Here is a 19,938-nt window from a genome sequence, read left to right as displayed (position 1 = left end):
TCCAAGCGGTAAAATAGAATCATTATTCTAATTCATTTTCTGCCCCAGTTCTTTATCAATTTTATTTAAAATTTTCCTAGTCATAATAACTTTTAGTATTCCATATAACCTCCGTATTTTACTCTACCATAAATGGAGTTAAGTTACAATTTTTAACTAAAAATATAAAACTCTTGAATGTATTTCAAGAGTTTTATATAGAATCATTATTCTTCATCCATACTCAAGACGCTAAGGAAGGCTTCTTGCGGAACTTCTACTGATCCGATAGCTTTCATACGTTTCTTACCAGCTTTTTGTTTTTCAAGGAGTTTACGTTTACGAGAAACGTCTCCACCATAACACTTAGCAAGTACGTTCTTACGAAGAGCCTTGATATCAGTACGAGCCACAATCTTGTGTCCAATTGCTGCTTGAATCGGAACTTCAAATTGTTGACGAGGGATGATTTTCTTGAGCTTATCAACGATGAGTTTCCCACGTTCGTAGGCAAAGTCCTTGTGAACGATAAAGCTGAGGGCATCCACCTTGTCTCCATTGAGAAGGATATCCATTTTCACCAGCTTAGATGGGCGATACTCTGACAATTCGTAGTCAAAGCTTGCATAACCACGTGTCGAAGATTTAAGTTTATCAAAGAAGTCAAAGACGATTTCAGCAAGTGGAATTTGATAGATGACATTAACACGATTATCATCGATATAGTCCATAGTCACAAAGTCCCCACGCTTGCGCTGAGCCAATTCCATTACTGCTCCGACGAACTCCTGTGGTACCATAATCTGCGCCTTAACATAAGGCTCTTCAATGGTCGCAATCTTGGTTGGGTCTGGGAACTCAGACGGGTTTGACACATCCATTGATTCACCGTCAGTCAAATTAACCTTATAGATAACAGACGGCGCTGTCATGATGAGGTCAATGTTAAACTCACGCTCTAAACGCTCTTGGATAACATCCATATGGAGAAGTCCAAGGAAACCACAACGGAAACCAAATCCAAGTGCCTGAGATGTTTCTGGTTCAAACTGAAGACTAGCATCATTCAGTTGCAATTTTTCAAGCGCTTCACGTAGATCATTGTACTTGTTTGACTCGATTGGATAGAGACCCGCAAAGACCATAGGATTCATCTGCTTGTAACCATGTAAGGGCTCTGCAGCAGGATTGGTTGCCAAGGTAACGGTATCACCCACACGAGTGTCCTGAACCGTCTTAATAGAAGCCGCAATATAACCAACGTCACCAGTCGCAAGGAAATCACGACCAACTGCTTTTGGTGTGAAAATACCGACTTCCGTAACATCAAAGGTCTTGCCATTGCTCATGAGCTGAATCTTATCGCCAGGTTTGACCACTCCATCCATAACGCGAACTTGGAGAATAACCCCGCGGTAAGCATCGTAAACAGAGTCAAAAATCAAGGCTTTAAGCGGCGCCGTCACATCACCCGTTGGTGCTGGCACTTTTTCTACGATTTGCTCAAGAATTTCTTCGATACCAATACCAGCTTTAGCTGATGCTAAGACTGCTTCGCTAGCATCCAAACCAATGACGTCCTCAATTTCTGTACGCACGCGCTCTGGATCTGCAGCTGGCAGGTCAATTTTGTTAATGACTGGCATGATTTCCAAATCATTGTCCAAGGCTAGATAAACATTGGCAAGAGTTTGAGCCTCAATTCCTTGGGCAGCATCGACCACCAAAATAGCACCCTCACAGGCAGCTAGCGAACGTGAAACTTCATAGGTAAAATCCACGTGCCCCGGCGTGTCAATTAAGTGGAAAATATAAGTTTCCCCATCTTTTGCAGTATAATTGAGCTCGATAGCATTGAGTTTAATAGTAATCCCACGTTCCCGCTCTAGATCCATGCTATCCAAAAGCTGGGCCTGCATTTCACGGCTTGAAACTGTCTCTGTCTTTTCCAAAATGCGGTCTGCTAGAGTCGACTTACCGTGGTCAATATGGGCAATAATAGAGAAGTTACGGATCTTCTCCTGTCGTTGTTTCAATTCTTCTAAATTCATGATTCTCTTCCTTTCAGGGTATCTATTTATTATAAATTGTTTTTGATATTTTGACAAGACCATACCCTGCTAGGAGTACTAATCTTCAGCGACAAAGCCGTCATTTTCGATAAAGTGGTGTTCTGTCATTCCTTGGTCTGTAAAAACAATTCCATGAAGGACACCACCATAAACAGCTCCTCCGTCCATCCCAATCTTACCATCTTCTGTCGTCCAAAGCTCAGCTGTACCTCGTTCTTGCTTCAGTAAACCATAAACTGGTGTATGTCCGAAAACAATGGTTTTTCCAGTATGATTTTCGGCTTCGTGGAATGGTTTTCTAAGCCAGACTTTCTTGTAATCTGTTGTTTCATGCCAGTCATCCAAGGTCAAATCAATACCTGCATGAACAAAGATATACTTATCTGTCTCTACCACAAATGGCATTTGACGAATAAATTCGACCAAATCTGCCGCTTCAGTAGCGACACGCTTGGCATCCTCCACTCCATCAACTGGTGCATTCAAGGGACGACCTAGGATAGAGTTAATGGTTGTATCTCCACCATTACGACGATAGTGGTCATAACTTTCTTCTGGGTCATCGAGCCAAGTCAAAAACATATACTCGTGATTTCCTGACAAACAGATCGCCCCTTGATTGTCCACTAAGTCCTTAACCATCTCTAGAACACGGCGACTATCCTCACCACGGTCAATCAAATCACCTAGAAAGAGCAACTGGGTCTGACCATCCCATGTTTTGAGAAGGTCTTCTAGCATCCCAGCTTTTCCGTGAACGTCTCCAATTACATAATAGTCTGTCATCTTATTTCTCCCTGTTTCTCAACAATTCTCTAGCTTGCGTCAGGGCTGCTTCCGTCACATCATCACCAGCCAACATCTTGGCAACTTCCTCCACTCGCTCTTCAACCGTCAAGAGACGAACAGTCGAAACCGTTGAATGCTCATTGCTAATCTTCTCAATAAAGAACTGATAATCCGCAATCGCAATCACTTGTGGTAAATGGGAAATAGCAAGAACCTGACCATGCTGACCAATCTTGTGAATCTTCTGCGCGATGGCCTGAGCTACACGACCTGAAACTCCCGTATCCACCTCATCAAAGACAATGCTGGTCTTACCTTCTTTACGAGAAAAGGCAGATTTAATAGCTAGCATGAGACGAGATAATTCCCCACCAGACGCAACCTTGACCAAGGGTTTAAAGTCTTCGCCAGGATTGGTTGAAATGTAAAACTCGACCGTTTCATTGCCCTCACGACTGAATTTGCCCTTGCTAAAACGAACCTGAAACTGGGCTTTTTCCATATAAAGGTCTTGAAGTTCTTGTTTAATCTCAGCTTCGAGCTGCTGGGCCAAATCATGACGAGCAGAGGCAAGCTGACCTGCCAAATCGACAAGATTAACTTCCAACTTCTTAAGCTCTGCTTCCATGTCCTCAGAAGAAAGGTTATTGCCTGTCAAGAGATTGTATTCTTCTGTAATTTTAGCAAAATAAAGCAAGACATCATCAACAGTCTCACCATACTTACGGGTAATAGTATGAAGGAGGTCCAAACGATTCTCGACCTGCATGAGACGATTGCCATCAAAATCAAGGTCCTCAATAATAGCTTCCAAACGCTTGCTAATGTCTTCTAAGACATAGTATGTCTCAGACAAAGAGCTTGAAATTTCACGGTATTCAGGGTCGTACTCTTCAACACTTTCCATGTCATTCATGGCTGAACGAACATTGGCCAGACTTGAAAAGTCTTCATTGTCCAACATACTGTACGCATTGGTCAGCGTATCCGCAATATTTTTATGATTAAGAAGTTTATCACGCTCTTGGTTGAGAGACAGGTCTTCTCCAGCCTGCAAGTTTGCCGCCTCAATCTCTGCCATTTGAAATTCCAACATTTCAATACGTGCCTTGTGTTCCTGTTGGTTTTTCTTGACTTCCAGAACCTGCTTACGCATTTTTCGATAGGCATCAAAACTCGTTTGATAGGTTTCTTTCAAGGCCCAAAAGCCTGTATCACCAAATTCATCCAACATTTGAATATGCAGTTGGGGACGCATTAACTCCTCTTGGTCATGCTGACCATGAATATCTACCAGATGTTGCCCAATAGCGCGCAAAACAGACAGATTAACCATCTGACCATTGACACGGCTGATACTACGACCATTTTGCAGAATTTCCCGACGGATGATAATCTCATCCCCCATTTCCAAACCTTGCTCATCAAAAATTTCCTGTAAAAGGCGACTATTCTCAACTGAGAAAAGCCCCTCAATCTCTGCCTTTGGCGCACCATGACGAATAACATCTGTCGTAGCACGAGCTCCCAACATCATATTCATGGCATCAATGATAATCGACTTCCCTGCACCCGTTTCACCAGTCAGGACAGTCATTCCCTTTTCAAAATTGAGGGAAATAGCCTCAATAATGGCAAAGTTTTTTATCGAAATTTCAAGTAACATATAGACCTACCAATTTTTTACTTGTTCAAAGATTTCCTCAGCTAGATTTTCACTTCTGGCAATGACTAAAATCGAACTATCATCAGCCAAACAGCTAAAAATCTTGTCCGCAAAAGTCTCGATTAACTGAGCTTTTACAAAAGCAGTATTTCCTGGGATGACTTGGAGATTAATCATCTTATCCATCAATTCAGCCGATTCGATATTGTCTTCAGCCAGTTGCAAACTTTTTACGATTGATTTTGGCAATTCATAGACATAGGTGTTGTCTCTCAAAGGAATTTTGACAATGCCTAACTCTTTGATATCTCGTGATACTGTTGCTTGAGTGGCAGTGATTCCTGCCTCTTTCAAATGTTCTACGATTTCTTCTTGCGTACCGATTTGATAATCTGTCACAAATCGTCTAATTTTTTCAAGTCTCTCTTTTTTATTCATTTTTAAATTGACTATGCGCCCTCTCTACTACTTCTGCAATCTCAGCAAGAACCTGATTGCTTGCTGACTCTTCTTTTTTCAAATACGCTAAAAACTCAATATTTCCATGACCACCTTGGATGGGAGAAAAATCCAAACCAAGGACTGAAAAACCTTCCTCTACTGCCATAGCTGTGACAGATTCAAGGACATTCTGATGAACCTTAGCATCTCGAATAATTCCATTTTTCCCGATTTGCTCACGTCCTGCTTCAAACTGGGGCTTAACCAAAGCCACAACCTGACCCTGATTAGCCAACACACGGTGCAAGGCCGGCAAAATAAGACTTAGGGAAATGAAACTCACATCAATACTGGCAAAGCTCGGTTCCTGCTCGAAATCAGTCTTTTCAGCATAGCGGAAATTGAATTGCTCCATACTGACAACCCGCGGGTCTTGGCGTAATTTCCAAGCCAACTGATTGGTACCGACATCAACTGCAAAAACAAGTTCAGCACCATTCTGCAACATAACATCGGTAAAGCCACCAGTAGAAGCACCGATATCAATTGTGGTCGCTCCATCAACTGACAAATCAAAGACCTGCAAGGCCTTTTCCAGTTTTAAACCACCACGGCTGACATACTTGAGTTTCTCCCCCTTGAGTTTTAGCTCGGTGTCGTCTGGAATTTTCTCTCCTGGTTTATCAAACCGTTCTCCATTAAGGACTGCTACGACTAGACCAGCCATGACGCCGCGCTTGGCTTGTTCTCTCGTTTCAAACAAGCCCTGTTTATAAGCTAGTACATCCACTCTTTCCTTAGCCATTGATTCTCAAACTTTCTACTACTTTTACAATCGATTCTGTTTCAAAGGAAACCTGCTGGGCAATTTCTTCTAATTTGGCATTAGCTTGATCCAGAGTTTGGTTACAAAAGGCAATAGCTTCTTCCAAGCCCAACAAAGCAGGATAGGTTGATTTTTCAGCCTGCAAATCCTTTTGTGGTGTCTTGCCGATTTCCTCAAAACTAGCGGTCACATCCAGTACATCGTCTCGAACTTGAAAAGCAAGTCCAATCAATTCCCCAATAGTTTTCAGTTTTGCCTGCATTTCAGGTTCCAATTCGGCTATGATGGCTGCTGCTTGGAAGGGATAGGCTAGTAATTTTCCAGTCTTATTGGCATGAATGGTCTGGAGTTCTTCCAAAGACAAATGCTGGTGTTCGCCTTCCATGTCCAAAACCTGCCCTGCTACCATACCCAGACTTCCTGAAGCAAGAGATAAATTGGCAATCAAGTCCACCTTGATCTGACTTGGCAAATCTGCCTGCGCTATCAAGGCATAAGGATCTAGGAATAAAGCATCTCCAGCCAAAATGGCCATAGCTTCACCGAATTTCTTGTGATTGGTCAAGCGTCCCCGACGGTAATCATCATCATCCATAGCTGGAAGATCATCGTGAATCAAACTACCTGTATGAATCATTTCCAAGGCCGCGGCCACCTGCGCGTGAGCAGGTTTGATGGCAATATGCAAGGCTTCCAAAACTTCTAACAAGAGAAAAGGCCGAATACGCTTGCCACCAGCATGAATAGAATAGAGAACAGACTCTCGCAAACTAGAGGAAAACTGCTGGTCGCCATAAAAATCTTCCAAGGCTGACTCGACAAGAGCTAATTTTTCTTGCTTTCTCATTCAAAATCACTCTCTGTTCCGTCTTCTTGCATGACCTTGACCAAGGTCTTTTCAGCCTTGTCCAGCGTCGCTTGGAGCTCTTTTGACAAGACCATACCCTTTTGAAAGGCCGCAATCGCATCTTCGAGAGCAATTTCACCATTTTCCAAACTTTGGACAATAGTCTCTAGTTCTGTAAGATTTTCCTCAAATTTCTTTTGTTTTGACATCTTTAACCTCTAATTCTACTTGACCATCTCGCATCAAAAGCGTCACTTGGTCTTTTTTCTTCAAACTCTCAACTGAATCGATAACGGACTCTTCTTTTTTGACAATAGCATAGCCACGCGCCACAATTCGACTGGTATCCAACATCAGTAAGGCTTCTGAAAGTCTCTTGACCTCAGCAACTTTGGCATCATAAACCAGCGCCATTTGGCTACGGAGAAGCTTGTCCAACTGACCTAGGCGGTCTTGATAGCGTTGGATTTTGGTCACAGGTGATAATTGCACCAGTTGATGTGTCCTTGCTTGGACTAGCTGTTTGTTATCAGAAATCTGTGTTCGCAAACTTTGTTTTAAGCGCAGTTGTAGTTGATCCAAGCGTTGCAAATAACCATCATACAAGCGCTCTGGTTGTCTAAAGATAACAGACTGACTGCATTTTTTCAAAGCTTCTTGTTTCTTCGATAGAACATTTCGGACTGCTGTTGCCATCCGTTTTTCTTGATTTTGCAAATGAGCTAATAGATCCAACTTGGTCACTGGTGTTGCTAGTTCAGCTGCTGCTGTTGGCGTCGCAGCCCGTCTATCTGCGACAAAATCTGCCAAGGTCACATCTGTCTCATGCCCCACACTAGAGATAACTGGCAAACGAGATTCAAAAATAGCTCGTACCACAATTTCTTCGTTAAAGGCCCAGAGATCCTCGATAGAACCACCACCACGACCAATAATGAGCAAATCCAAATCGTCCCGTTGATTGGCACGCGCAATATTTCGAGCAATTTCTTCTGCCGCTCCATCACCTTGAACCTTGGTCGGATAGAGAAGAATGTCCACACCTGGAAAGCGCCTGCTGACGGTCGTAATAATATCTCGAATAACGGCTCCACTGCGACTGGTCACTACACCAATTCTCTTAGAAAATTGAGGCAGAGGTTGCTTGAACCTCTCTTGAAACAGGCCTTCTTCCGTCAATTTTTTCTTAAGTTGTTCAAACTGAATCGCAAGCGCCCCAACCCCATCAGGCACAGCTTTTTCAATAATGATGGAGTAGCTACCACTCGGTTCGTAGACCTGTACACGCCCAATCACATTGATCTTCATCCCTTCTTCAAGGTCAAAGCCTAATTTCTGATAAATCCCAGACCAAATAGTCGCTTGAATGACTGCATGGTCATCCTTTAGTGAGAAATATTGGTGAGTAGGTCGTTTACGAAAGTTGGAAACTTGACCAGTTAAATAGACCCGTTCCAAGTAAGGGTCTTTATCGAATTTCATTTTCAGATACTTGGTCAAAGTTGTTACCGATAAATACTTTTCCATCTCCACCTACTACTCATTTCCTTGCTCTTTCATGGGTATTATTATACCAAAAATATGCCTAAAAATCTCCATTTATGTACCATTATGAGGGAAAAATAGAAAAAGGAGGCAAGGCCTCCACATCTGATTATTTGCTGTTTCGAGCTTCCTCCAAAATCTTTTCGATCTTGGTGGTCAACAGATCAATAGCAACTGTATTGCTAACCCCTTCAGGAATGACGATATCCGCATAACGCTTAGTCGGCTCGATAAACTGATGGTACATTGGTTTAACCACGCCTAAGTACTGGTCAATAACGCTATCAAGGCTACGGCCACGCTCCTCCATATCACGCTTGATACGACGAATAATGCGCACATCATCATCCGTATCCACAAAAATCTTGATATCCATCAAATCGCGCAGACGCTTGTCCTCCAAGACCAAAATCCCCTCAACGATAAAGACATCTTGAGGCTCCTGACGATAAGTCTTGCTACTCCGTGTATGCTCTGTATAGTCATAAGTCGGAATGTCCACCGGACGCCCTGCCAACAATTCCTTAATCTGCTCGATCATCAAGTCTGTATCAAAGGCAAAAGGATGGTCGTAGTTGGTTTTGACACGCTCTTCAAAGGTCAAATGAGACTGATCCTTGTAGTATGAATCGTGCTCAATCATGGAAATCTTTTCATCAGGAAAATGCGATAAAATGGCTCTTGAAACACTGGTTTTTCCTCCACCAGAACCACCTGTCACTCCGATAATGATTGGTCTATTTTGCATGCTATCCTCCGTTTTTTTATCCGTGGTCTATTCTATCACATTTTTTGCAAAATTTATAGTCTGATTTGGATAGTCTATGGGAAACAACATTCCCTACACCCCAGTTAGACTAGCTAAAAACCTTTCTTGGCTTGTAGAGATTATCCCGTTTTTCTAGAATGGCTAGCAATGTATCGCCTTCAAAGGCAGCCAGTTCTTTGTCTGTTTGGTCTAGCTCGATAAAGCGACCAAAGCGCACTTCTGTAGCCTCTTCTGGACTTAGGAAAACTTTGACGAGGTCCCCTGTCCCAATCTCCAAAGGATGGAGAAAGTCCAGCTGACCCGCCTCCACTTTTGCAGCAATTTCTTCCAAGGTAAGAGCATCCTCCAGTTGCAAACCTGCAGCACTAGTCCGTGTTAAATGTGACATATGAGCAGCGTAACCAAGCTTCTCTCCCAAGTCAACTGACAAGGTACGGATATAAGTCCCCTTGCTACATTTCACACGAAAAGTGAATCGTGCAAGATGACCCTCATAAGAAATCGGACTTGTCCGTTCAAATTGATAAATGGTCACCTGACGTTCTGGACGCTCCACTTCCTGACCAGCACGCGCATACTCATAGAGCTTGCGACCATTAACCTTAACCGCAGAGTACATAGGCGGAATCTGGGTAATGGGCCCAGTCAGACTCGCAATCGCTTCATCGACAATGGTTTCATCCAAGGGCGACAAAACAGGTGTCTCTGCAACTACTTCCCCACTAGCATCCTCGGTCGTCGTGGAATAGCCCAGAGTGATTTCCCCCTCATAGACCTTGCCCTCGTCCTGCATAAATTCGACCATGCGGGTCGCCTTGCCAACTGCAATGGGCAAAACACCCACCACATCCGGATCCAAGGTCCCACCATGACCAATCTTCTTGGTTCCCAAAATATTACGCAGCTTAAATACTGCATCATGCGAGGTCATCCCCGCTTCTTTTTTTAAGTTGATAATACCGTTCATATGTTACTCTCTTATTCCTCTGCTCCTAAATATTTCTTCGCTTCCTGAACATAAAAGAGTTCTGGATTTTCATGGGAGATACTTTCAAACAAACTACGGGCACGTTCTTCATCTCCTTTTAGCTGGGCATTGAGAGTGCCATAATAAGAAAACATGATTCGAGCTAGCTTACTTTCTGGTTCAGTAGTGTCAAAGTAGTCGTTTGCTTCTTTATTGAATACAATATCTTTTATTGCTTGGGCTTGAGCAACAAGTTTAGCTTTGCCTCCTTTAAGATCTGGTGCCTTGGACAATTGTTCCTCAAAGAAAGCAATATCTTGCGCATCTTGAAGATGAATGGAAACTTTTAATAGTTCAAAGTTTGATATTAAAAACACATGGTTTCTGAATCTCTTCCAAATTTTCTTCAAATCATATTCGGACATGTTTTCCTTAGCTGATTGAAAATCTCCTTTTAGATAAGCCACTTGACCTTGGATAAATTGGTAATACTCACGATATGTTGCTCTAAAGGGCTTAATAGATTTTTCTGATTGAACTCTGAACATGTCTACATAGAGCTTAAGATTAATAGAATCGTTTAACACTAAATCAATAACTTTTCTAGATACAAATCTTAAATAAAATACAAAGCCGAGAACTAAAAAGACAATAACTAATAATATGAATCCCAATATTTCCAAATTGCTTTGAAATACTAAGCATACTGCCATCACATCCAAAACAAGTCCAATAATTGAGCAAATTAGAATAGTCCTATCAAGTTGTAGAAGAGTGTTTTCTGTCGCCCTACTTACTATTTTTTTAATTAATTTCATATATTACTCTCATTTCACTGATTCTAAATATTTTTTCGCTTCCTGAACATAAAAGAGTTCTGGATTTTCATGAGCGATACTTTCAAACAAACTACGGGCACGAGCTTCATCTCCTTTTAGCTGGGCATTGAGAGCGCCGTAATAAGAAAACATGATTCGAGCTAGCTTACTTTCTGGTTCAGTAATGTCAAAGTAGTCGTTTGATATTTTATTGCAATAGATATCAACAATAGCCTTTAAACTCAAAATTTCTTCCTGATATTTTAAAATTTGCGATTGAACATTACTTGTTAGTTCTTCAATTTCTACCATTAATTCTTGCAATTCTAAACAATCATTCAAATGAAGCAAGTTTAGGATGCTATAATACTTGATATGAAACACATAGTACAGATTTTTAGATTTTTTTAGATTACTAATTTTTATTTTATTCAGCAATTCTAAACTATCTTGGAAGTGTCCTCTATAAAAGGATACTCTTGCATTTGCCAAATATTTTGGAAGAATCTGAACATTTCTATTTAAAGAATTTGCATCAGCTCTAGCAACTATATCCTGATACTTTGTTAAATTGATATCCTCAAATAAAATTTCAATTAAAGCCCTATCTAGTAATAATTTAGATAGAAGAATAAACAATATAAGAAGGACAAGAAATACTGTTAATACCTTTGTGTAAGTGGTCGATGAATGGTTAAAAATATAAACATAAAACATTACTGTTGAAAACACTAAAAAATACAGCAAATATTTAAATATAATTTTAAGAAAAATTAATTCTATTTTATCAGCTGACCATGTTCTAATAATTTCTATAGCTCTTTTCATATAAATCTCTGTTCCTAAGGGAATTCTACTCCTCCTTCAAGGCTTCAAATTTAGCTTTCATGGTTGGATTTTTTCGAGTCAATTTTTTGACCGAAACATCTTCCAATTTATTGTTTGCGAGGCGAAGTTGGTTTTCGGATGTGGTTAGGAACTTCTTGACCTCTTCCATGCGTTTGATGGCCTTGTCGATTTCATCGATAGCTTTACCAAAATTAGTCGAAGCAGAGTTATAGTTCTTAGCAAAGGCCAGCTTAAAGGCATCTAAGTCTTCCTCAAAATGCGTAATATCAATATTTTGCTCCCGAACCAAGGCCAACTCTTGCTTGTATTTCAAAGAATTAAGAGCTGCATTACGTAAGAGACCAATCAACTGGATAAAGAACTGAGGGCGAACCACATACATCTTTTCATACTCGTGGCTGACGTCAACAATCCCTGTATTAAAGTAGTCATTATCAACCTCAAGCATGGTCACCAAAACAGCATATTCGCAGTTCTTTTCACGACGGTCCTTGTCCAATTCCTTGTAGAAATCTGCGTTCTTGTGCTTCTTCTCAGTCCCGTCCGCTTCATTTTTCATCTCAAACATGATGGAAATGATTTCCACTCCATTTTCATCACTCTCACGGAAGATAAAGTCCCCCTTAGACCCACGCGCAGAGACCTTGTTATCCTTCTCAAAGTAGGCATTTGGAAAGGCAAAACTGCGGACCTTGTTAAACTCACTTTCCGCATACTGTTCCAGACTTTCACCGATTGCCTTGGTAGATTGTTGTGCCTTAAAATTCTTGTAAAACTCGACTTGTTCACTGGCTGCTTTAAGCTGGGCTTCGTAATTTTGCTTAACAGAAGCCAAAGATAACTCATTTTCCTTTTCTTGCAAGAGGAGCTGATTTTTGACCTGATCCCGTTCTTTTTCAAGGTCAGAAAGGGTCTTTTGCAGTTGATTTTCATGCTCCAAACGCAAGGTAGCCAATTGGTTTTCCAATGCCTGCACTTCCTTGTCCTTTGCTAATAAAGCCTGATGGCTTGTCTGTTCAACCTCTTTCTTGGCCAATTCTTTTTCTGTATTAAAGTTTTGGATTTGGCTCTGCAATTGCGCAATTTCTTGGTCTTTTTGAGCCAGTTTAGACTGTTGTTCATTCATGGCCTTTTGCTCAGCCAAAGCCAGTTCCTGCTTCATGCGATCGTGTAGTTCCTTATCAAACTCAGCCGTTCTCACTTGGGATAAAAGTTCGGCATACTGACTTTCATTTACTGTAAAGACTTCCCCACAGTTGGGGCATTTGATTTCGTTCATATCGTTCCTCTTTCTAGACTTCTGTAACCATTATATCATGCCTGAGGGAAAATCAAAAACAGTGAGTCGAAACCCACTGTTTATCTTCTTTTTTCTTTAAATTTTTTCCAAGGCCAAGCGTAAATCTTCAATCAAATCCTCTACATTTTCAAGACCGATAGACAAGCGGATTTGGTTTGGTGTGACTCCTGCTGCTTCCAGGTCTTTTTCTGACAACTGACCATGTGTTGTAGTCGCTGGATGAACAACAAGAGACTTGGCATCCGCTACGTTTGCAAGGTCAGAAAAGATTTCCAAATTATCGATTACCTTGCGTGCTTCTGCCTCCCCACCTTTAACATGGAAGGTAAAGATTGACCCCACACCTTTTGGCAAATATTTCTCAGCCAAGGCATGATAAGGACTATCTGCAAGTTTTGGATAGTTGACTTTTTCTACCTTAGGATGATTGACAAGGAAATCAACAATTTTCTCTGCATTTTGCACGTGACGTTCCACACGAAGTGAAAGGGTTTCAAGTCCTTGAAGTAACAAGAATGCATTAAATGGGGACAAGGCTGCACCTGTATCACGGAGCAATTGGACACGGACGGCAATAATAAAGGCTGCTGCACCCACATCACGAGTATAGCTCAAATTGTGGTAGCTTGGGTCTTCCTCAACAAATTGAGGGAATTTTCCTGAGGCTGCCCAGTCAAAACGACCACTGTCAACAATCACTCCTCCAATAGTCGTACCATGTCCACCGATAAACTTAGTCGCAGAGTGAATGGCAATATCTACACCGTGAGAAAAGACATTAATCAAGTAAGGTGTGGCAAAGGTATTGTCCGACACTAGTGGAATCTGGTGTTTATGCGCAATCTCAGCCAATTTCTCCAAGTCAGGAATGTTAATCAAAGGATTCCCCAAGGTTTCAATCAAGACAAGCTTGGTATTGTCATTGATAGCCGCTTCCACTTCCTCCAAATTATCCACATCGACAAAGGTTGTTGTGATCCCATAACGAGGAAGGGTTTCTTTCAAGAGATTGAAAGTCCCGCCGTAGATAGTTGATGCTGCCACTACATGGTCACCAGCGTGGGCAAGCGCCAAAATCGTATAAGTCACTGCGGCCATACCTGAAGCTGTTGCAAGAGCTCCAACACCACCTTCAAGTGCAGCAATTCTTTCTTCAAAGGCAGCTGTTGTAGGGTTGGTGATACGAGTATAGATATTACCTGGCTTTCTCAAGGCAAACAAATCGGCACCTTCCTGCGTGTCATCAAAAACAAAAGATGTTGTCTGATAAATTGGCACTGCACGAGACTTGGTAGCTGGATCCACAACTTGACCAGCATGTAGTTGCAAAGTTTCAAATTTAAAATCACGAGTCATAAAACGACCTCCAAATAGTTTGATTAAGGATATTGTAGCACCTTAAGGTATAGTTTACAAATATCAGTTTTCTATATTTTGATATAAGAAATAGCTATTACCCTATTTTAAAAACGAAAAAGCACGACTTAATCGTGCTCATTTTCTTAATCTACGTAAGTATCTTCATTTTTATTGAGGAAGGCATATGGAAGACCCATCAAGAGGCCTCCTCCGATAAAGTTTCCAATGAAGGTTACACCCCAGTGACGAAGCATATTTCCAACACCAAAGTTAGCAATTGAATCCGCAGCAACACTGAATTTCACAATCGCGAAAGAAGCAAAGTTCGCAGCGATGTGCTCGTTTGTTAAGAATACAAACATGTAAATTGCTGATAAAACGAGCCAAAGTTTGGCACCACCATCTTTGACCAAAACAAATGAAAGAATCGCAATATTTACGAAAATATTTGCCAAAATCGCCTCAAGCAAGATTAATTCATTTGAACGGCCTAACTTCATCTCAACAACCCCTGAGATGAAACTATCGTGTGTCAGATGTGCATAAGCTGCTGAGTGGGCAAAGCCCCAACCTGCTATCAAGGCTCCGATAAGGTTGAACAAGGTACAGTATAGTAAAATCTCTGCTGTTTTTCTCCAAGAGATTTTTTTCAAGAAACTACCAGCAGTCAAGAACATCATGTTTGATGTTACCAACTCGGCATTCAAGAAAACAATGTAGGCCAAGCCCCAAGCAAAGACAAATGGGAATAGGAATCGTCCACTACCTGGTGCGATTTTATTAATCAAGTCAGCTCCAACTGCACCAGCAGCTGTACTGAAGGTTAAAAAAGCACCTGCAAACATAGAACGAATCGCATACTTAAATTTGCTTTGGCTATAAAGACTTTCTTTCTTCTTACAAGCAAATTCAATCTTTGAGATAAATTCTGAAGAAACCATAATAAACTCCTAAAACTTTTATTTGTGATAATTATATCACAAACTTTAGAATTAAGGAAACGTTTTCTGTATTTTATAAAAGTTTATTTTACAAAAATATTAAAAGAATCAATGAAACTTAATCTTCACTGATTCTTTTAGAACTAATAAAATTGTTTATATGGTTGATTGAAGGCTGTTAAAATTTCGTCAGATGTTTGTGAATAATCTTTTGTTTCTTTCAAATCACCCTTTACAATGATCCGCTCAGTAGCTGCTGCATCCTCACAAGTTACTAAAGTAATTTCATCAACACCAGTTCGGTCATCAATTTCATCTACTCTATCTGGTGTAACTCGTTTCACTTCACTAATTTCATAGGTATACACTTTATTCTTATCTGTCAAGTGAATTTTCATCCCTTTTTTCGCACGATCTAGTGGAGAAAAAAGCATCTGACTAGCATTATCACCTGTGAAAATATGATGGCTAGCTAATGAATAATTCCCTTTACCCATTTCTTGGTCACGCTTCATGGTACCCGCACCGTATAAAAGATTGACATTTGCAATCCCCTTAAAGATAGGTAAATTAATTTCAAGCTCAGGTATTGCAATTCCTCCGATAACAGGTAATTTTTGATTATCCCATTGAGAGGCTAAAACAGCTTCAGAGGAAATGGCTTTTACTGAATCAAAATCAAAATTTCCCTCTGTATCCTGATTTTCTTCTATTTTTTCTTTTGATACTTGACTAACTTGGTATTTATTACTATTCCAAGCAATAAATGCATCACGAATCTTTGCATTAAAAATTAAAGCAATAGAGATCAGTATGAGAAATACAGCCAAGATATTTGTCAGCAGATTTTTTCGTTTGATTTTCTTATTATTCTTTTTATGAGACATTATGCTTCACCTTCTGTTTCGTTTTCTGCCCCAACTTCTTCTTTTTCTGCCGCTGCAACCGTCGTAAAGGTTACAATTTTAGCATCTTGGTCCAGGCGCATCACTTTAACTCCCATAGTTGAGCGACCTGTTTGTGAAATATTGGCAACGTTAGTTCGAATCATGACACCAGTATCAGTGATAATCATCAAATCTTCATCGCCTGTAACGGTCATAAGACCAGCAAGAGAACCATTCTTTTCAGTAATTTTAGCAGTTTGCATCCCTTTACCACCACGACCTTTTGTTGGATATTCAGTCGCAACGGTGCGCTTACCATATCCTTTTTCAGTGATGATAAGAACCTCGTCCTGGTCTGTAATCACACTAGCACCAACAACTGTGTCTCCGTCACGGAGATTGACACCTTTCACACCAGTGGCGATACGACTCATGCCACGAACGGCTGATTGATTAAAGCGAACTGCATAACCAAACTTGGTACCAATGATAATATCCGTGTCCTCTTCTGTCAGCAAGACATTAATCAATTCATCTTCATCCTTGAGATTTAAAGCCTTGAGTCCATTCTGACGAATGTTAGCGAATTCCTTAACGCTGGTTCTCTTCACAATACCATGACGAGTTGTGAAGAAGAGATAAGCATCATCACTGCGTTCAGATTCAACATTGATGATGGTCTGAATACTTTCACCTTCATCTAATTTCAAAAGATTGACGATTGGCAAGCCCTTAGCTGTACGGCCATACTCAGGAATTTCATAGCCTTTCAGGCGATAGACACGTCCTTTATTTGTAAAGAAGAGTAGGTGATCATGGGTGCTAGTTGACACTAACTCACGAACAAAATCATCATCCTTAACACCTGTACCTTGGACACCACGACCTCCTCGTTTTTGAGCAGTAAACTCAGCTTGGTCCAGACGTTTGATGTAGCCTTTGTTAGACAGTGTAATCAAGACATCCGATTCTTCAATCAAATCCTCATCTTCGAGACTTAAGACTTCACCGACCATCAATTCCGTACGACGTTGGTCTCCAAACTTACGCTTGACTTCGTCTAATTCATCTTTAATGATTTGAGAAACACGTTCCGGCTTAGCAAGAATATCTGCCAAATCCGCAATCAGAGCCAAGAGGTCATCATACTCAGACTGAATCTTATCACGTTCCAAGCCTGTCAAACGACGGAGACGCATATCAAGAATGGCTTGACTTTGACGTTCAGAAAGCTTAAACTTACTCATCAACTCAGCTTGTGCTTCCGCATCTGTTTCACTAGCACGGATGATACGAATCACTTCATCGATATGGTCTAGTGCTATTAAGAGACCTTCTAAAATATGAGCACGCGCTTCTGCTTTTTCCTTATCAAAACGAGTACGACGAACAACCACTTCTTTTTGGTGTTCGATATAAGCATCCAAAATCTGACGAAGAGACAAAATCTTCGGCACCCCATTTTGGATAGCAAGCATATTGAAACCAAAGTTGGTTTGCATCTGGGTCATCTTGAAGAGGTTATTGAGGATAACATTTGCGGATGCATCTCGTTTGACCTCGATTACGAAACGAACTCCTTCACGGTTAGATTCATCACGTACCGCCGTAATACCTTCGATTCGTTTTTCCTGAACCAAGCGAACAATATGTTCATGAACCTTGGTTTTATTGACCATGTAAGGAAATTCTGTTACAACGATGCGCTCACGGCCAGTCTTAGTTTCTTCAATTTCAGTACGAGAACGGAGAACAATCGAACCTTTACCTGTTTCATAAGCCTTATGAATACCTGATTTCCCCATAACAAGGGCTCCAGTTGGAAAATCTGGCCCAGGCAAGACTTCCATCAAGTCCTTAGTAGTCACTTCAGGATTGTCCATTACCAACTTCACAGCATCAATAGTTTCACCCAAGTTATGAGGGGGAATATTGGTTGCCATCCCAACGGCAATACCAGTAGCTCCATTAACCAAAAGGTTTGGAAAACGTGCTGGCAAGACCAAGGGTTCACGTTCATTGGCATCATAGTTATCGACGAAATCAACTGTGTTTTTATTGATGTCACGAAGCATTTCCAGAGCAATTTTGCTCATACGTGCCTCAGTATAACGCTGGGCGGCAGCACCGTCTCCATCCATAGAACCAAAGTTTCCGTGGCCATCTACAAGCATGTAACGATAGCTCCACCATTGAGCCATACGGACCATAGCTTCATAGATCGAGGAATCCCCGTGTGGGTGATATTTACCCATGACATCCCCTGTAATACGAGCAGATTTTTTATGAGGTTTGTCTGGAGTAACACCCAATTCATTCATTCCGTAGAGAATCCGACGGTGAACAGGTTTCAAGCCATCTCGAACATCAGGAAGAGCCCGCGCTACGATAACACTCATGGCGTAGTCGATAAAGCTCGTCTTCATCTCCTTTGTCAGATTGACATTCACTAAATTTCTATCCTGCATTAATAAATGCCTCATTTCACTATTAGTATAAAATATATTATACCATAATGTCCGCCATATTTCAGGTATCTAAAACCACTAAAACGTTTACATCAAGAACTGCAAAGCATATCCGTGACAAAGCTTTTTAAAAGTGATAGAATTGAAATAACTGGGGAAATCCCTGAATAAAATTAAGGAGATGTTTAGAATAATGACTTCAACTAAACAACACAAAAAAGTTATCCTTGTCGGTGATGGTGCTGTAGGTTCTTCTTACGCTTTTGCACTTGTTAACCAAGGAATTGCACAAGAGCTTGGAATTATCGAAATTCCACAATTGCATGAAAAAGCTGTTGGTGACGCGCTTGACCTTAGTCACGCCCTTGCTTTCACTTCACCTAAAAAAATCTATGCAGCTCAATACTCTGACTGTGCAGACGCTGACCTTGTTGTAATCACTGCAGGTGCGCCTCAAAAACCAGGTGAAACTCGTCTTGACCTTGTAGGTAAAAACCTTGCTATCAACAAATCAATCGTAACTCAAGTTGTTGAATCAGGTTTCAAAGGTATCTTCCTTGTTGCTGCTAACCCAGTTGACGTCTTGACTTACTCAACTTGGAAATTCTCTGGATTCCCTAAAGAACGCGTTATCGGTTCAGGAACTTCACTTGACTCAGCTCGTTTCCGTCAAGCACTTGCTGAAAAATTGGATGTTGATGCTCGTTCAGTGCACGCCTACATCATGGGTGAACACGGTGACTCTGAGTTCGCTGTTTGGTCACACGCTAACATCGCTGGTGTAAACCTTGAAGAATTCCTTAAAGACACTCAAAATGTTCAAGAAGCTGAATTGATTGAATTGTTCGAAGGTGTTCGTGATGCAGCCTACACAATCATCAATAAAAAAGGTGCAACATACTACGGTATCGCAGTAGCTCTTGCTCGTATTACTAAAGCAATCCTTGACGATGAAAACGCAGTACTTCCACTTTCAGTATTCCAAGAAGGTCAATACGGAGTTAAAAACGTCTTTATCGGTCAACCAGCTGTTGTTGGTGCACATGGTATTGTTCGTCCAGTAAATATCCCATTGAACGACGCAGAAACTCAAAAAATGCAAGCATCTGCTAAAGAATTACAAGCTATCATTGACGAAGCATGGAAAAACCCAGAATTCCAAGAAGCTTCTAAAAACTAATTGTAACTAGGTTCTCATTAAATGAGAACTCCATACCGAAGACAAACATTATTCTAGTGTTTGTCTTTTTTATTTCTCCAGATCTCCTATCCTTAAAAAATTTGAAACCTCTACAAAATACTTTTCAATGCAAAAAAATTTCCCGCCCTGTTTTCCGTGGTTTTTCCGATTTAAGTCAATCTTAACTTCCATATAAACTTAGCTTGATTATCAAAACTTTGTGAGTATATTTGTG

18 protein-coding genes are annotated in these 19,938 nt (G+C 40.9%); 1 reads left to right on the top strand and 17 read right to left on the bottom strand.

Going from position 1 to position 19,938, the window contains the following annotated elements:
- Window positions 1-206: 206 nt before the first annotated feature.
- From lepA to gyrA, 17 genes are all read right to left on the bottom strand, one after another.
- Complete coding sequence (lepA, locus tag JJN14_RS04555) at window positions 207-2,030, bottom strand: translation elongation factor 4 (RefSeq protein ID WP_061771368.1); 1,824 nt, start codon at window positions 2,028-2,030, stop codon at window positions 207-209.
- 78 nt (window positions 2,031-2,108) lie between these two features.
- A complete protein-coding gene (locus JJN14_RS04550) occupies window positions 2,109-2,837 on the bottom strand; it encodes a metallophosphoesterase family protein (RefSeq protein ID WP_201059058.1) in 729 nt (242 codons plus the stop codon).
- Window position 2,838: 1 nt separating this feature from the next.
- Window positions 2,839-4,506 (bottom strand): DNA repair protein RecN, encoded by a 1,668-nt coding sequence (recN, locus tag JJN14_RS04545; protein ID WP_201059057.1) that lies wholly within the window; start codon window positions 4,504-4,506, stop codon window positions 2,839-2,841.
- Between the two features lie 6 nt (window positions 4,507-4,512).
- Window positions 4,513-4,944: an arginine repressor gene (locus tag JJN14_RS04540; RefSeq protein WP_049499393.1), complete on the bottom strand. Its 432-nt coding sequence runs from the start codon at window positions 4,942-4,944 to the stop codon at window positions 4,513-4,515.
- The gene (locus JJN14_RS04535; protein WP_201059056.1) at window positions 4,937-5,752 is read right to left on the bottom strand and encodes a TlyA family RNA methyltransferase; all 816 of its coding nucleotides are present in this window, start codon (window positions 5,750-5,752) and stop codon (window positions 4,937-4,939) included. Before JJN14_RS04535 ends, JJN14_RS04540 begins: the two co-directional genes overlap by 8 nt.
- Window positions 5,745-6,620, bottom strand: coding sequence for a polyprenyl synthetase family protein (locus JJN14_RS04530; protein ID WP_201059055.1), 876 nt, complete (start codon window positions 6,618-6,620; stop codon window positions 5,745-5,747). Before JJN14_RS04530 ends, JJN14_RS04535 begins: the two co-directional genes overlap by 8 nt.
- Window positions 6,617-6,829: an exodeoxyribonuclease VII small subunit gene (locus tag JJN14_RS04525; protein ID WP_084918279.1), complete on the bottom strand. Its 213-nt coding sequence runs from the start codon at window positions 6,827-6,829 to the stop codon at window positions 6,617-6,619. The genes JJN14_RS04530 and JJN14_RS04525 overlap by 4 nt, the downstream gene beginning before the upstream one ends.
- Window positions 6,807-8,147 (bottom strand): exodeoxyribonuclease VII large subunit, encoded by a 1,341-nt coding sequence (gene xseA / locus JJN14_RS04520; protein WP_201059054.1) that lies wholly within the window; start codon window positions 8,145-8,147, stop codon window positions 6,807-6,809. The genes JJN14_RS04525 and xseA overlap by 23 nt, the downstream gene beginning before the upstream one ends.
- Window positions 8,148-8,274: 127 nt before the next feature.
- Window positions 8,275-8,913 carry a uridine kinase gene (gene udk / locus JJN14_RS04515; protein ID WP_001181377.1) on the bottom strand — a complete coding sequence of 213 codons (639 nt, stop codon included), beginning with the start codon at window positions 8,911-8,913 and terminating at the stop codon, window positions 8,275-8,277.
- Between the two features lie 109 nt (window positions 8,914-9,022).
- A complete protein-coding gene (truB, locus tag JJN14_RS04510; RefSeq protein ID WP_201059053.1) occupies window positions 9,023-9,901 on the bottom strand; it encodes a tRNA pseudouridine(55) synthase TruB in 879 nt (292 codons plus the stop codon).
- Between the two features lie 11 nt (window positions 9,902-9,912).
- The gene (locus JJN14_RS04505; RefSeq protein WP_201059052.1) at window positions 9,913-10,719 is read right to left on the bottom strand and encodes a hypothetical protein; all 807 of its coding nucleotides are present in this window, start codon (window positions 10,717-10,719) and stop codon (window positions 9,913-9,915) included.
- 9 nt (window positions 10,720-10,728) lie between these two features.
- Window positions 10,729-11,547 carry a hypothetical protein gene (locus tag JJN14_RS04500; protein ID WP_236253713.1) on the bottom strand — a complete coding sequence of 273 codons (819 nt, stop codon included), beginning with the start codon at window positions 11,545-11,547 and terminating at the stop codon, window positions 10,729-10,731.
- Window positions 11,548-11,572: 25 nt separating this feature from the next.
- A complete protein-coding gene (locus JJN14_RS04495; protein ID WP_201059051.1) occupies window positions 11,573-12,847 on the bottom strand; it encodes a DUF2130 domain-containing protein in 1,275 nt (424 codons plus the stop codon).
- Between the two features lie 96 nt (window positions 12,848-12,943).
- The gene (locus JJN14_RS04490; RefSeq protein WP_000196319.1) at window positions 12,944-14,224 is read right to left on the bottom strand and encodes an O-acetylhomoserine aminocarboxypropyltransferase/cysteine synthase family protein; all 1,281 of its coding nucleotides are present in this window, start codon (window positions 14,222-14,224) and stop codon (window positions 12,944-12,946) included.
- Between the two features lie 146 nt (window positions 14,225-14,370).
- Window positions 14,371-15,168 carry a formate/nitrite transporter family protein gene (locus tag JJN14_RS04485; protein ID WP_000254773.1) on the bottom strand — a complete coding sequence of 266 codons (798 nt, stop codon included), beginning with the start codon at window positions 15,166-15,168 and terminating at the stop codon, window positions 14,371-14,373.
- A gap of 143 nt (window positions 15,169-15,311) precedes the next feature.
- On the bottom strand, window positions 15,312-16,055 hold the full coding sequence (locus JJN14_RS04480; RefSeq protein WP_033681684.1) for a class A sortase: 744 nt from the start codon (window positions 16,053-16,055) through the stop codon (window positions 15,312-15,314).
- Complete coding sequence (gene gyrA / locus JJN14_RS04475; protein WP_201059050.1) at window positions 16,055-18,523, bottom strand: DNA gyrase subunit A; 2,469 nt, start codon at window positions 18,521-18,523, stop codon at window positions 16,055-16,057. The genes JJN14_RS04480 and gyrA overlap by 1 nt, the downstream gene beginning before the upstream one ends.
- A 193-nt stretch (window positions 18,524-18,716) precedes the next feature.
- On the opposite strand from gyrA, the gene JJN14_RS04470 reads away from it, so the two are divergent.
- On the top strand, window positions 18,717-19,703 hold the full coding sequence (locus tag JJN14_RS04470) for an L-lactate dehydrogenase (RefSeq protein ID WP_023942623.1): 987 nt from the start codon (window positions 18,717-18,719) through the stop codon (window positions 19,701-19,703).
- The last annotated feature ends 235 nt before the right edge of the window (window positions 19,704-19,938 follow it).

This window comes from Streptococcus mitis (genome assembly GCF_016658865.1).
Taxonomy (GTDB): domain Bacteria; phylum Bacillota; class Bacilli; order Lactobacillales; family Streptococcaceae; genus Streptococcus; species Streptococcus mitis_BT.
This window is presented reverse-complemented; position numbering and strand designations above follow the sequence as displayed.

Coding starts and splice junctions, on each gene's coding strand:
- udk (WP_001181377.1), bottom strand. CDS start 8,913: ATGCAAAATAGACCAATCATTATCGGAGTGACAGGTGGTTCTGGTGGA.
- JJN14_RS04470 (WP_023942623.1), top strand. CDS start 18,717: ATGACTTCAACTAAACAACACAAAAAAGTTATCCTTGTCGGTGATGGT.
- JJN14_RS04540 (WP_049499393.1), bottom strand. CDS start 4,944: ATGAATAAAAAAGAGAGACTTGAAAAAATTAGACGATTTGTGACAGAT.
- truB (WP_201059053.1), bottom strand. CDS start 9,901: ATGAACGGTATTATCAACTTAAAAAAAGAAGCGGGGATGACCTCGCAT.
- recN (WP_201059057.1), bottom strand. CDS start 4,506: ATGTTACTTGAAATTTCGATAAAAAACTTTGCCATTATTGAGGCTATT.
- JJN14_RS04535 (WP_201059056.1), bottom strand. CDS start 5,752: ATGGCTAAGGAAAGAGTGGATGTACTAGCTTATAAACAGGGCTTGTTT.
- JJN14_RS04485 (WP_000254773.1), bottom strand. CDS start 15,168: ATGGTTTCTTCAGAATTTATCTCAAAGATTGAATTTGCTTGTAAGAAG.
- JJN14_RS04500 (WP_236253713.1), bottom strand. CDS start 11,547: ATGAAAAGAGCTATAGAAATTATTAGAACATGGTCAGCTGATAAAATA.
- lepA (WP_061771368.1), bottom strand. CDS start 2,030: ATGAATTTAGAAGAATTGAAACAACGACAGGAGAAGATCCGTAACTTC.
- JJN14_RS04495 (WP_201059051.1), bottom strand. CDS start 12,847: ATGAACGAAATCAAATGCCCCAACTGTGGGGAAGTCTTTACAGTAAAT.
- JJN14_RS04550 (WP_201059058.1), bottom strand. CDS start 2,837: ATGACAGACTATTATGTAATTGGAGACGTTCACGGAAAAGCTGGGATG.
- JJN14_RS04530 (WP_201059055.1), bottom strand. CDS start 6,620: ATGAGAAAGCAAGAAAAATTAGCTCTTGTCGAGTCAGCCTTGGAAGAT.
- JJN14_RS04480 (WP_033681684.1), bottom strand. CDS start 16,055: ATGTCTCATAAAAAGAATAATAAGAAAATCAAACGAAAAAATCTGCTG.
- JJN14_RS04505 (WP_201059052.1), bottom strand. CDS start 10,719: ATGAAATTAATTAAAAAAATAGTAAGTAGGGCGACAGAAAACACTCTT.
- gyrA (WP_201059050.1), bottom strand. CDS start 18,523: ATGCAGGATAGAAATTTAGTGAATGTCAATCTGACAAAGGAGATGAAG.
- JJN14_RS04525 (WP_084918279.1), bottom strand. CDS start 6,829: ATGTCAAAACAAAAGAAATTTGAGGAAAATCTTACAGAACTAGAGACT.
- xseA (WP_201059054.1), bottom strand. CDS start 8,147: ATGGAAAAGTATTTATCGGTAACAACTTTGACCAAGTATCTGAAAATG.
- JJN14_RS04490 (WP_000196319.1), bottom strand. CDS start 14,224: ATGACTCGTGATTTTAAATTTGAAACTTTGCAACTACATGCTGGTCAA.